Below are 12,860 nucleotides of genomic sequence, written 5' to 3' on the forward strand. Positions count from 1 at the left end.
ATCATTCTGCGCGCGACGTTGTTCTTCAGAACTTGTCGGTCGAGCGACTGAACGCCGAACGCCATCTGCGGCTGCTGGTCGATGAAGATGATCTGGCTGTTCTGTGGGGTCAAAACCTGGAGCTTGTTGGACATCGAGTGTTTCCTTCTAGATGAGTTGAATAAAGGGATGGAACAGGATGGGCGGCGCGTCTTGCACATTATGCCGCCCCATTGTCTGAAAGTGACTCAGGCTGCGAGCGGAGTCAGCCCGGCCTCGATCTGGTCACGATAGGGTTCGTAGCGTGCTGGCAGCTTCAAAACCTCGCCGAGATGCGCCGAATCCTCGTCACGGTCGAAGCCGGGTTCGTTCGTGGCGATCTCGAAAAGCACACCACCCGGAGTGCGGAAATAAATGGCCCAGAAGTAGTCACGGTCGATGACGGGGGTCACCTGATAGCCCGTGTCCATCAGAGCCTTGCGAACTTCGAGCTGCTTTGCGCGGTTCTCGACGGCAAAAGCGATGTGATGCACAGAGCCTGCGCCCTGTCTGGCAAAAGGAGTCTGTGGAAGCGCCTCAAGGTCGATCGTGTCGGCACCGTTGCCACCAGGGATGATAAAGCGGGTTAAATCGCCCTCCGTCTCCGTGCGCTGATAACCCATGAAACCGAGCAACTCGGACGTGGCCGCGATGTCATGCAGGCGGAATTTCGCTCCGGAAAAGCCCCGGATACCGACGCTTTCGTCGATGCCCGCACCGTCCCACGCCTTGCGGCCGTCGTCTTCCGCTTCGATCAGTGCAAATCCTTCTCCATCCGGACCATGGAAGCGCAGAAGGCTACTGCCAAATGACGAGCCGCTGGTAAGGTTGCTGGCGCCCCTCGCTATCAGGCGGTCCTGCCAGAATGCCAGAGAACCCTTTGGCACTGCGAACTGCGTTTCGCTCACTTCCCCCACGCCTGCGCGACCACGCATGACATTTGGAAAGGGGAAGTAGGTCATCACCGAACCGGGAGTGCCGGCTTCATCACCGTAATAGAGGTGGTAGACATTGGGATCATCGAAGTTGACGGTTTTCTTCACACGACGCAGACCCAGCGTATCGGTGAAGAACGTGTTGTTCTCGCGCGCATCCGATGCCATCGATGTGATGTGGTGCAGTCCCTTGATATCCTTGATCATGATGCTTGCCCTTCCATGGCTGAGTTCGTTTGGCTGGTGTGATTGGAAGGTATGGCAGTTGATCAGCCGCCGGAATTGCAATAATTATTGTCAATGAATTGCGCAGGATGAAATAATCGCATGAACAACTACCGGGCACTACGGACGTTTCTTTTGGCTGCGGAGAAACGCAACTTTGCCCAAGTAGCGCGGGAACTGGACATGACACCTGCGGCCGTCACGCGGGCCATCGCTGCACTGGAAGACGACCTCGGCGTTCAGCTCTTTGTGCGCACGACGCGCCAGGTCTCTCTCACCACCGATGGGGCGATCTATGCGGCACAGATACAGCCGGCCATCGCTGCGCTGGAGAATGCGCGCAAAGATGTCATGAACGCACACAAGGCCGACCACGGCCGCCTACGGATCAGCGCGCCAACCTGGTTTGGTCAGCAGGTGCTCCCGTCTATTCTGTCCGGATTCAAGGAACGCTATCCAAAAATCAGCTTCGAGGTTTCGCTGGCAGATGGCATGGTCAATATTATCGACGACGATTATGATCTGGCAATCCGCATCTCCGCGGCGCCATCCGACAAATTCACGATCTGGCGCAAGATCAGCGTTGTCAGGCGTATCCTGGTTGCAGCGCCGGGCAGTCGGTACGCTGACATGCAGCATCCGAACGAACTAACCCCCGACGACTGCTTGGCTTACAGTGGCGCAAGCAGGCGAGAGAACTGGACGCTGTCTGATAGGGGAGGAAACACCAGCATCTCAGCCGGGCGGGCGTTCAGTGCCAACAGCGGCGAATTGCTCGCTAGTATGGCCGCCGACGGTATGGGCGTGGCAATGCTACCAAGGTTCCATGTCAGCGAGCATTTGCGCACTGGTAGGTTGGTGCATGTCTTTCAAGGATGGTCCCCATCGGACCTGTGGCTGACGTTGTTTTATCCGCCATATCAGGCATTGCCGCCGAGGATTGCGTCGTTTTCGAATTTCTTCGAGCGGCAAATTCCCTCTTTCATGACTGCGATGGATTGAATGTTAAACGGACGCGCTACGTGACCAATTGGAGGAACGCGGTGTCATTAAAGGTTACAAGGCTCTATTAGACCGACGTGAAATTGGTCTCGGCGTCTTGGCTTTCGTTCGTATCAAAATCGACAGTCATAGCGAGGCAGAGGCCGACGAATTCTCCCAGGGCATCACGAAGCTTGCGGAAGTCGTGGCCCGCTATTCATAGCTGGAGATGCGGACTTTATGCTGCACGTTGTCGCACGCGACTTGGATACGTATCCAGATTTTGCAATAAAGGTCATCCTCCCCGGCCACGACATTCCATCCATCCACCATCGCCAACTGCGAGCAGCAGCCTTGGATACTTGGCGCCAAATCGCACGTCTTCACACCGCATGACCAAAACCTCACTCCCAGATCTTGTTTTCACAGCGTTAAGTTTACAGTGCCCCTCAAGCTCATATCAAAACCACAAACCATTGTTCGTCGGCCAATCCATGGGATTTGCAAGTAAATTGATGCATAATTCAAGTGAGAGATTGAGCGTTTTGAAAGGCACAACGGTTCTCAACGCGGCGCAGTCGGCGGGCGTCTGCCCCCTAAATTATGTTGTAGGTTACTCCCAGGGGTTCCTAAGTCACCTGGGACCGTCCATCGGCTAGGTTGTTCCCAGGTGGTTTGTTTTGCGCCACTCTTCGTACTCTCCGCGGGCGTCGTCATGCAGCGGATAGTAACGCTGCAACGACCCTCCCTCCATAAGCTTCACGCGCGAGAACTCCTCCCAATCGTGGTGCTTTTGCGACTCTTCGATCACCTTCGAGGCCATTGCGACTGGAAGCATCACCACCCCGTCGTCGTCGGCGACGATGATGTCGCCGGGGATTACCGTGACACCACCGCAGGCAATCGGAACATTGACGGCATTGGGATAGATGCTGGTTTGCACATGGTAGTTGGGCGTCCAGCCGCGCAGCCATAGGGGGAGATCTAGTTTCTCGACATTGGGCCGGTCGCGCATGCATCCGTCGATTACGATGCCAGCGCCGCCTCTGCCTTTGAAATACGTCGACATCATATCGCCGAAGACGCCCGAGCTCATGTCGCCGCGCGCGTCGACCACGACCACATCGCCCTCCTGCACGTGATAGAGCACGTGCCGGTGCAACTGCGTCTCCGGATCGGCATATTCTCCCTCGGAGAAGAGGTCCGGCCGCTGCGGCATGAATTGAAGCGTCAGGGCCGGCCCGACGATCGACTTCCCGCGATTCTGCGGCACGGGACCGACCATGTGCGGATTGCGGAAGCCCATGTGGCCAAGCGTGCCGGAAACCGTCGCGGCGCCGATTTCCTTCAGTGCGTCGATCAGCTCTTTGGGCGGTCGCGGAATGTCGGGCGTATGCGTCATTTTAGGCTCCCGTTGATCAACTACCAGTTTGTGACAGAACCGTCGCGGCGCTTCAGGTGAGGCGCTTCCCAGAAACGAAAGCTCTCCGCCTTGACCGCCTCTTCGTTGACCTCGACGCCGAGCCCCGGCAGGTCGCTGACCGGATAGTCGGGGCCGTCGAGCCGTGGTTGCACGGGGAAAAAGTCGGAATTGTCGAAGCCCAGGCTTGTTTCGGGCGCCCTGGTCTCGAGCCAAGCGAAATTCGGCACCGCTGCGGCGAAATGGATGGTCGCGGCCGTGCAGACTGGGCCAAGGGGATTGTGCGGCATCAGGTCCACATAGTGCGCCTCGCTCCAGCCAGCGACCTTCATCGCTTCAGTGAGCCCGCCAACATTGCAAACATCGAGCCGGTTGAACTGATGGATGCCGCGCTCGATGTAGGGCAGGAACTGCCACTTGCTGGCAAATTCCTCGCCGATGGCGAACGGGATGTCGGTCATGGTGCGCAGGGCTTCGTAGGCCTCCGGTGTCTCGTCTCGTATCGGTTCCTCGAGGAAATCAAGCGCGCCACGGCCGAGTTTGTTGCAGAAGCTCGCCGCCTCTGCCACCGACAGCCGATGGTGATAGTCGATGCCGAGCACGACGTCGCCGCCAAGCGCCTCGCGCGCCTTGTTTAGCATGCTTGCGGTAGCCCCGATCGACTGGCGCGGCTCAAAAATGTCCTTGCTGTTTTGCCCGACAGGGAAGAAGCGGATCGCCTGCCACCCCTGTGCGCGTAGTTCGCGGGCTCGTTCGATGGCAACATCGCCCTCGGCCTCGTCACCGGTCGACGCGAAGGTAGGAATGCGGTCGCGCTGCTTGCCGCCCAGCAGTTCGTAGACCGGCACCCCCAGCGCCTTGCCCTTGATGTCGTGAAGGGCAATGTCGATGGCGGAAATCGCCGCCTGCAGAACGCGCCCGCCTTCGAAGTATTGGCTGCGATAAACTTCTTGCCAGATCCGACCAATCTGCATCGGGTCGCGGCCGATGAGAAACTCGCGATAGTGCTCGATCGCGCCGACCACGGCCTTCTCGCGACCGCTCAAGCCACTCTCGCCCCATCCGAAAATGCCGTTGTCCGTCTCGACCTTGACGAGCATCTGGTTGCGTATTCCGACCCATACTGGATAGGGCTTGATCGCGGTAATTTTCAGTTTCGTCTTCATCCACGTTCTCGTTTTTTGAGCTAGCAATGGGCTCAGTCGGACTTGAGGGCCATTTCAGTCTCGCCGTCGAACAGATGCATCCGTTCCTGATCGAACTCTAGCCAGATCTGCTCGTCGGGCATGACGTCAACGGTCGGGGGCACGCTGACGTTGACGATTGCACCGGATAACAGAGCTTGAACAAAGGTAACGTCTCCTGTCGGCTCCACCGTGTAGGCCCTCGCAGGAACGCTACCAGGCATCGCACTCTTGTGTAGCTTGATGGTCGAGTGCCGTGCGCCCAGCACCACTTTCTTGGTCGACGCTTTCGTGACCTTTCGGACGTTGTTGGGCGAGAGATCCAGACGCCAGCCTTCTGCACTCGTCAGTACAGTATTGCCGCCGGCGGTTGACGCTTCCAGCGGAACGAGGCTCATTGCCGGGCTGCCGACGAAGCTCGCGACGAACATATTCACCGGATGGGCAAAAACCTGAGCCGGTGAGTCGTATTGCTGCAGGTAACCGCCGTTCATCACCGCCATCCTGTCGGCCATGGTCACCGCCTCGAGTTGATCGTGGGTGACGTAAATGATGGTCGCCTTCAGGTCCTGGTGGAAACGCTTGATCTCGGAGCGCATCTGCACACGCAGCTTCGCATCGAGATTGGAGAGCGGTTCATCCATGAGGAATACCGCGGGATCGCGAACAAGCGCGCGGCCCAACGCCACGCGCTGCTGTTGCCCCCCCGAAAGTTCGCGTGGCTTGCGCTCGAGCAATTGCGTCATGTCGAGCACTCGCGCTGCTTCCCTGACCTTCTTGTCGATCTCGTCGCTTGGCAGCTTGCGCATTTGCAGCGGGAACGCCAGATTTTTGTAGACCGATTTCTGCGGATACAGCGCGTAGTTCTGGAACACCATTGCGATGTCACGGTCCTTCGGGTCGAGGTCGTTGACCACCCTGTCACCAATGGCGATATCGCCAGACGTGACGGATGTGAGCCCCGCTACAAGATTGAGCGTGGTCGTCTTGCCGCAGCCCGAAGGCCCGACGAGCGCCACGAATTCGCCGTCGTTGACCGTCAGCGAAACGTTCTTCACAGCTTTGAAGCTGCCATAGTACTTGACCAGATCTCTTAGGACCACATGGGCCACAGGCAACTCCCTAGTGCTTGACTGCGCCTTCGGTGAGGGCGCGTACGAAGTATCGTTGCAGTACGAGAAAGAGGACCACGACAGGCACGCTCATCATGAAGCTTGCTGCCATTAGACCTGGAAAGTCGGTTGTATTTTCTGAAAAGAAGCGCTGGATGCCGACCGGCAATGTCAACTGCTCGTTCTTTGAGAGGAAGGTATAGGCGTAGATGTATTCGTTCCACGCGCCAATGAAGGAATAGATCGCAGTGGCGATGATGCCTGGCGCCGAGAGTGGCATTACAATCAACAAGAAAGCCTGGAACCGCGTTGCCCCGTCGATGCGCGCCGCCTGCTCGAGTTGCACTGGGATGTTGTCGTAGAAACCCTTGAGCAGCCAGATGGCAAGCGGCAAGCCGAACGTCAGGTAGGTAAGGATCAGGGACCCATGGGTGTTCACCAGCCCTATCGCACGCATCAGGATGAAGAGCGGCACGAGAAAGATCACTGCAGGGAACATGTTTCGAAGCAAGACGGCGAAGAACAGGACGTTTCGGCCCGGGAAGGTAAACCGCGAAAACGCGTAGGCCGCGGGAACTGCCACGATCACCGAAAGGATGGTTGTCGCGGTGGAAACGTAGAGGCTGTTCCAGAAGAAGCGCAGGAAGTCCTGGCCGACGCTGTTTTGAGGATCGAGCAGCTTCTGGTAGCTGGCGAGGGTGGGCTGATCGGGCCACCACTGCGGCGGGAATTGCATGGCCGCAAAGCCGGACTTGATCGAGGTGATCAGCATCCAGATCATCGGCAATGCAGTGTAGAGTAACATGAACACAAGGAAGATGCGGCCACCCCAACGCCATCCATCGACGGCCATACGACGACGCGGCTGGGCGTCACGAGCAGCGTTGGCGATTGCGGTCATTCGCTTCCGTCCTTCTGTTCGTTGCCGCTTAGTGCACGGACGTAAAAATAGCCGAACGACATAAGGATCAGGAAAAGGAGCACGGAATAGGCAGACGCCACCCCCCATCGTTGACGGCCAAAGGCGAGTTCATAAATGTGGGTGATCCAGATGTGCGATGCATTCGAAGGCCCGCCGGCGGTCATGATCCAGGGGATGATAAATGAATTGAAGTTTGCCACTGCCAAGAGAAGGATCGTAACTATCGACACGTTTTTCACGTGCGGAAAGGTGACGTGCCAGAACCGCTGCCACGCGCTTGCTCCATCGACCTTTGCGGCGCGCAGCAACTGTTCGGGAACCGTCTGCAGCCCAGCCATCATCATGATCATGGCAAACGGAAATTCCCGCCAGATATTGACGACGATCAGCGAAGGCAGCACCGTGCTGACGTTGTCGATGAAATTCGGTGGGTGGTCGGCCAAACCGAGGCCGACCAGCACCGCGCCGATGATCCCGAAGTCCGAATGGTAGATCCACTTCCAGATATAGGACGCGGCGACCGCGCTGATGACCCATGGAATGATCAGGATAGCGCGCAGGATGGCTCGCCCGAAAAAGTCGCGATGGAGCGCAAGCGCGCAAGCAAATCCCAGGACAAAAGAGATGAAAGTCGATCCGACGGTCCAGATGAGCGTGTTCTTGGTGACCGTCCAGAACACCGGACTTTTGAGGATTGAGGTATAGTTGTCGAACCCCACGAAAATCTTGTCGCGAAGCTGCAGGCCAGGAGGCGTGTTAAAGAATGACAGCTCGATCGTGTAGTAGATAGGGTAGGCGATCACGATGAGCATCACCGCGATGGCCGGTAGCACGTACGCGTAGTCAGCGCGATGCACCCAGACTTTTCGGAGCACGTCGGACCTGTCGGGTTGCAGCGTGCGTCGCGTCTCGGCCTTGCCAGTCAAGATCGTCACTTTACCTCGCCCTTCTTCGTGGGAAGAAACCGGCTGCAACCGAGGCGCAGCCGGTCAGCTCGTCAAGCTTGGACTAGAGCCCGCCATCCGTGAGCTCTTTCACCTTCTTGGCTGCGTCATCCGCGGCTTGGTCAACGGTCATGGCTCCGGTGAGGGCATTTTGCAGCATGTCCGGGACGATAATGTTCATGATCTCGGGAGACTGCGGTAATGCCGGGAACGGGATGCCGTATGGCAGCATCGAGGTTGTGACATCCAGGAACTTGATACTGTCCAGGCGTTCCTTCATCCATTTGGTTTTGAAGCCGTTAAGGTTTCCCGGATTGGAACCTGCATAAGCCATCTTCAACGACCACTCGGGGCTCGCCCACATGCAGCCTAGAGCCTTTGCAGCAGGCTCGTCGACTTTGCCGCCCTCTACATATTCGGGCTTCAGGATGTGTATGTTCGAGCCGCCAAATACGACGGCACGCTTGCCGTCTGGGCCAGTCGGTATCAGACCGTAGCGCATGTTGTCGATTACGGTCTGTGCCTTGTCCTTGTCGCTGCCCGTCGTTTTCTTTTGCAGGTCCAGCATGACGTTATAGTCAGAAGGGTGCGAGACCATCATGGCAAGCTGGCCAGCGAGGAAGAGGGGCTGGTTGTCTGCCTGTTGGTTGGTGAGCGCCGACACCGGAACCGACTTGTCGCGAACATACATGTCGTAGGATGCTTGCAATGCCGCCTTGCTCTGCGGGCTGTCGAGCTGGACGTCCTTGTAGGTCGGGTTGGCGGTCGCTTCGTCGAAAACACCGCCCCCATAGGCCCACAACTGCGGCATAAAGCGATATGGCGTATTGCCGGCATTCTTGCGCGCAACAAGGCCGTAACCGGCAATGCCGAGTTTATCGTGGATCTGTTTGGAATATTTGACGACGTCATCCCAGGTCGCGGGAGCCTTATCTGGATCAAGGCCCGCACGCTTGAAGATATCGGCGTTCCAGATGAACGCCATCGTCTCGTTGTTGGTTGGAATGCCGTAGGTCACCCCATCCCAGGTCACGGCCTTCATCGCGCCCGGCCAGAAATCCGCTGTCGGATACCCTACGTCCTCGGGTTTGAGCGGCTGCAAGTACCCTTTTGAGGCGAACTCAGTACCGCCCAGAATTTGCAGGCGAACCGCCATGGGCGCAGCGTTGCCGAGGAGCGCGGTCCGGAACTTGTCCAACAGGTCGTTATAGGTGAGGGCTTGCTCTTCAAGCTCTATGTTCGGATAGGTTTTACGGAAGGTCTCGAAGAAGTCCTTGTAATATTGGCGCAGGAGATCCGGGTCGCCCTCGAATACGCCCTGATACCAGAAAGTCAGCCTCCCCTTGTAGTCAAGCGGCGTGACTTTGCCACAGTCGCCAGCCGTGTCGAAATCCTCCGTACCGGCAATGGAGCGCACGTATTCCGGCGACCACTTGCTCAAATCAACCGGCGCACCCAGCGCGGATACGGACATCAGAGATAGCATCAGGGTTGTAGATACAGTGGTACGCACGGCGGCACCGCCGAGTGAAATCCTCGTCATGGGTATCCTCCAGGTTTTCTCCCAAGCCGCTCCGCGTTTGAGGCGAGCGGTCTTTGCTCCCCGGCCGTTGGACTCCACTCCCAATGTATTCCTTCGACCTAAATGTAGGTTTTCAGATTAAAGATTTGCTGTCAATCAAAGAAATCGTACATTGTTTTCAGAAGCTACGCGTGCTATCCGAGAAATACGTGTACTAACTGGGGCAGTCGTTACAGTGACAAGTGAATTCAAAGCAAAGCCACCTGAGGGGATCGACGAAATCGGGGCGTCCAGCGAGGGCGCTTCGGTCTATCAACTGATCAGGGAAGACATCATCGAGGGGCGGCTTGCAGCCAACGAGCGACTGATAATCACGGACCTCGCCAAGCGCCACGGCACGTCGACCAACCCGGTTCGGGAAGCTTTGCAACTGTTGCGCGGGGAGGGCTTCGTCAGCTTCTTCCCGAACCGCGGCGCGCGCGTCAGGCCCATCGATCAGGATTTTGTTCGCGACATCTACGAAATAGGGGTGGTGATCGAGCCAGTATTGACGCGATGGTTCGTGAATATGGCGACCATCGAGGACATCGCAGAACTGGAACGCATCCAAGGCTTAATCGAAGAGAACAACTTCGCCGACCCGGTCAGGCACAGCGAGCTGGACACCGCCTTCCACACGGTAATGTACCAAAAGCACTATAACCGTCATGCGGCGGAGCTTTGGTGGAAGCATCGCGAGGTGCTCCGAGCCGTAAGCCGCCGATTCAACTTCACACTTGCCCGGCGCGCGGCGATCCTCAGCGAGCATCGCGAACTCATCGCATATGTAAAAGCGGGAAATGCAAATGAGGCAGCGGAACTCATTGCACGCCATGTCGAAGGCTCAGGCCGTCATATCCTCGAACACATGCGCGCGCGTAACGCCGCTCGGGCAGTGTAGAATTCGCGGCTTGGACTAGTGTTGTCCCCATCACGTCAGACAGAGGCAGCTGAAATGAAAATCACCAGCGTACGGCCGTGGCTCATCAAATCGGATGCATCTTACTGGGGGGAATTTTTGTTTGTCGAAGTGACGACCGATGAGGGGGTGAGCGGCTGGGGAGAGATCACCACCACGACAAGGCTCGCCAATCGCGCCCTCTGCACGATCCTGCGGCAGATCGGTGCCGCTTTGACAGGCGAGGACCCGGCGCGTATTGAGTATCTGTGGCACAAGATATTCCGCAGCTTCACCTACATGGGCAGTCGCGGCGCCGCAGTCGAATGCGTGAGCGCCATCGACATAGCCCTCTGGGACATCAAAGGCAAAGTCCTTGGCAAGCCGATTTACGAGCTGTTGGGTGGACCGGTCCGCGATGAAATTGCGCTCTACACCCATCCCAACCAAGCCAAATTTACCAGCAATGAGGCCGTGGCCCGCGAAATTCGAGACATCGTCGAGTCCGGCCACACTGCGCTCAAGTTCGATCCTTTCCCCCAACAGGGCCGCACCGCCAACGGACAGTCCCGCGAACAGCGGGACGGCTACCTCGATGGCAGCATGACCCGCAAGGACGAGCGCGAAGCCGCCGAGCTCACGGCTCTGATCCGCGAAACGGCGGGCTCTGATGTCGACATCCTCATCGATGCGCATGGCCGCTTCGACGTTCCCACCGCCATTCGCCTCTGTCGGAGCCTCGAGGAAGCCGGTCAGATCGACTGGTTCGAGGAGCCCTGTCCCCCGGAGAGCCTCAACGCTCTCAGACAGGTCCGTGAGAAGGTGAGTGCCCCTATTTCGTGGGGCGAGCGCGGCCACACGAAGTGGGATTTCGTGCCGGTGCTCGAAAACAAGCTCGCCGACTACATTATGCCTGACGTGACCTGGACGGGCGGCATCACCGAACTCAAAAAGATCTCCGCCCTGTGCGAAGCCTACTACATCCCGGTTTCACCGCACGACGCTGCAGGTCCGATTAACGTGGTTGCGGGAGCGCAGGTGATGATGACCGTTCCTAACTTTTACAAGCTGGAAACGTCTGAGTGGAACCTGGGCAAATACGATCATCTCATCGACAAGCCACTGGATGTTTCGAATGGCAATCTCAAGCTCGCGGCCAGGCCTGGTCTCGGCATCGAGATGAACCGCGATTACCTACAGGCTCACGAGATCGAGCTAGATTAGCTTAGCAACGCTCCAGGCCGCGTTAAGGTATGCGACGAGGAGCCCCGCCGACCAGAACGAGGATTAAAGATGCAAGTGGCAAATGGAGCCGACGAGGCGCTCAATCGGGTAAACGCGCATTCCAGGCCGTCCGACCTTCGCATCATAGATATGCGGGTAGCCGAAATTGTAGGTGCGCCATTCACCTCGGCGCTCCTCAAAATTTATACCAACCAAGGGATCGTCGGGCTCGGCGAAGTGCGCGATGGCGCGAGCGCCACCTACGCGCTCATGTTGAAGAGCCGGCTGCTTGGCGAGAACCCTTGCGACATCGACCGTTTGTTCCGCCGGATTAAGCAGTTTGGCGGGCACGGGCGGCAAGGCGGCGGCGTATCGGCGGTCGAGATTGCATTGTGGGATCTCGCGGGCAAGGCCTACGGAGTGCCTGTCTATCAAATGCTCGGCGGCCGTTTTCGTGATAAAGTTCGCGTCTACTGCGATACCGACGCCACAGTGCCGAGCGGCACCGAGACCGGCAAGCGGCTCAAGGAACGCATGGATCTCGGGTTCACTTTCCTCAAGATGGATCTGGGATTGATGCAGATCGCAGATGCGCCCGGCGCGGTCGTATTTCCCGCCGGTTCACTGGAAGGATATCGCACGGGTCCGCATCGCGGGCCGCTAAAGAGCCTTGAAGATCGGCGCATCCGCAACGCCGCGTATGATTTGCATAACGTCCAGCACCCGTTTACCGGCCTGCATTTTTCCGACAAGGGCCTCGACCTGCTTGAGCAATATATCGCCCAAGTTCGTGACGTCATCGGTATGGACGTGCCGCTTGCGATCGACCATATCGGACATATCTCTCTTCAGAATGGCATTCGCCTCGCCAGGCGCATCGAAAAATACGTTCCCGCCTGGCTCGAGGACGTGATCCCATGGCAGTACAGCGAGCAATACCGGCAACTGCAGGACACCACGACAATTCCGATCTGCACCGGCGAGGATATATACCTCAAGGAGGGTTTCGAGCCTTTGCTCAAAAGTGGCGGCGTCTCGATTATCCACCCCGATCTGCTCACCAGTGGCGGTATCCTCGAGACCAAAAAGATCGGCGACATGGCACAGGGGCATGGTGTCGCCATGGCTATCCATATGGCGGAAAGCCCGATCGCCGCAATGGCCGCGGCACATGTTGCGACAGCGACCGAGAATTTCATGGCGCTCGAATATCATTCCGCGGATGTCGAATGGTGGGATGATATCGTCACAGGGCCTCCAAAACCGTTGGTGAAGGACGGCTTCATCACTGTTTCCGACAAGCCGGGTCTCGGAATTGAAGACGTCGTCGATGAGGTTATCTCACAGCATCTGCAGCCGGGGGTCACTGGTATTTGGCAGCCTACGGATCGATGGGACGATGAATATTCCTGGGATCGTACCTGGAGCTGAGCAAG

11 protein-coding genes and 2 pseudogenes are annotated in these 12,860 nt (G+C 57.6%); 5 read left to right on the forward strand and 8 right to left on the reverse strand.

What is annotated here, in order from left to right:
• Window positions 1-14: 14 nt before the first annotated feature.
• Both AC1D2R_RS28315 and AC1D2R_RS28320 read right to left on the reverse strand, forming a co-directional pair.
• Window positions 15-134: pseudogene (locus tag AC1D2R_RS28315) on the reverse strand (hydrolase); the annotation flags it as partial.
• 93 nt (window positions 135-227) lie between these two features.
• Window positions 228-1,160 carry a VOC family protein gene (locus tag AC1D2R_RS28320; RefSeq protein ID WP_477972645.1) on the reverse strand — a complete coding sequence of 311 codons (933 nt, stop codon included), beginning with the start codon at window positions 1,158-1,160 and terminating at the stop codon, window positions 228-230.
• 120 nt (window positions 1,161-1,280) lie between these two features.
• Here AC1D2R_RS28320 and AC1D2R_RS28325 point away from each other — a divergent pair, with 120 nt between their 5' ends.
• On the forward strand, window positions 1,281-2,180 hold the full coding sequence (locus AC1D2R_RS28325; RefSeq protein WP_477972647.1) for a LysR family transcriptional regulator: 900 nt from the start codon (window positions 1,281-1,283) through the stop codon (window positions 2,178-2,180).
• Window positions 2,181-2,205: 25 nt separating this feature from the next.
• Window positions 2,206-2,459, forward strand: a pseudogene (locus AC1D2R_RS28330) (Lrp/AsnC family transcriptional regulator); the annotation flags it as partial.
• Window positions 2,460-2,814: 355 nt separating this feature from the next.
• Here AC1D2R_RS28330 and AC1D2R_RS28335 read toward each other — a convergent pair.
• The 6 genes from AC1D2R_RS28335 to AC1D2R_RS28360 all read right to left on the reverse strand — a co-directional run bounded on the left by AC1D2R_RS28335 (window position 2,815) and on the right by AC1D2R_RS28360 (window position 9,284).
• A complete protein-coding gene (locus AC1D2R_RS28335; RefSeq protein WP_477972648.1) occupies window positions 2,815-3,561 on the reverse strand; it encodes a ribonuclease activity regulator RraA in 747 nt (248 codons plus the stop codon).
• 20 nt (window positions 3,562-3,581) lie between these two features.
• Window positions 3,582-4,745: a mandelate racemase/muconate lactonizing enzyme family protein gene (locus AC1D2R_RS28340; RefSeq protein ID WP_477972650.1), complete on the reverse strand. Its 1,164-nt coding sequence runs from the start codon at window positions 4,743-4,745 to the stop codon at window positions 3,582-3,584.
• Window positions 4,746-4,777: 32 nt separating this feature from the next.
• Window positions 4,778-5,875, reverse strand: a complete 1,098-nt coding sequence (locus AC1D2R_RS28345; protein WP_477972652.1) for an ABC transporter ATP-binding protein — start codon at window positions 5,873-5,875, stop codon at window positions 4,778-4,780.
• A gap of 10 nt (window positions 5,876-5,885) precedes the next feature.
• On the reverse strand, window positions 5,886-6,776 hold the full coding sequence (locus AC1D2R_RS28350; protein ID WP_477972654.1) for a carbohydrate ABC transporter permease: 891 nt from the start codon (window positions 6,774-6,776) through the stop codon (window positions 5,886-5,888).
• Window positions 6,773-7,732: a carbohydrate ABC transporter permease gene (locus tag AC1D2R_RS28355; protein ID WP_477972656.1), complete on the reverse strand. Its 960-nt coding sequence runs from the start codon at window positions 7,730-7,732 to the stop codon at window positions 6,773-6,775. The genes AC1D2R_RS28350 and AC1D2R_RS28355 overlap by 4 nt, the downstream gene beginning before the upstream one ends.
• A 73-nt stretch (window positions 7,733-7,805) precedes the next feature.
• Entirely contained in the window at window positions 7,806-9,284 is a 1,479-nt protein-coding gene (locus AC1D2R_RS28360; protein WP_477972658.1) for an ABC transporter substrate-binding protein, read from the reverse strand.
• Between the two features lie 214 nt (window positions 9,285-9,498).
• Here AC1D2R_RS28360 and AC1D2R_RS28365 point away from each other — a divergent pair, with 214 nt between their 5' ends.
• The 3 genes from AC1D2R_RS28365 to AC1D2R_RS28375 all read left to right on the forward strand — a co-directional run bounded on the left by AC1D2R_RS28365 (window position 9,499) and on the right by AC1D2R_RS28375 (window position 12,855).
• Entirely contained in the window at window positions 9,499-10,203 is a 705-nt protein-coding gene (locus AC1D2R_RS28365) for a GntR family transcriptional regulator (RefSeq protein ID WP_477972660.1), read from the forward strand.
• A gap of 54 nt (window positions 10,204-10,257) precedes the next feature.
• Window positions 10,258-11,424 (forward strand): mandelate racemase/muconate lactonizing enzyme family protein, encoded by a 1,167-nt coding sequence (locus AC1D2R_RS28370; RefSeq protein ID WP_477972662.1) that lies wholly within the window; start codon window positions 10,258-10,260, stop codon window positions 11,422-11,424.
• Between the two features lie 69 nt (window positions 11,425-11,493).
• Window positions 11,494-12,855, forward strand: a complete 1,362-nt coding sequence (locus AC1D2R_RS28375) for a mandelate racemase/muconate lactonizing enzyme family protein (protein ID WP_477972664.1) — start codon at window positions 11,494-11,496, stop codon at window positions 12,853-12,855.
• Window positions 12,856-12,860 lie beyond the last annotated feature (5 nt).

This window comes from Rhizobium sp. P1_C7, assembly GCF_056406295.1.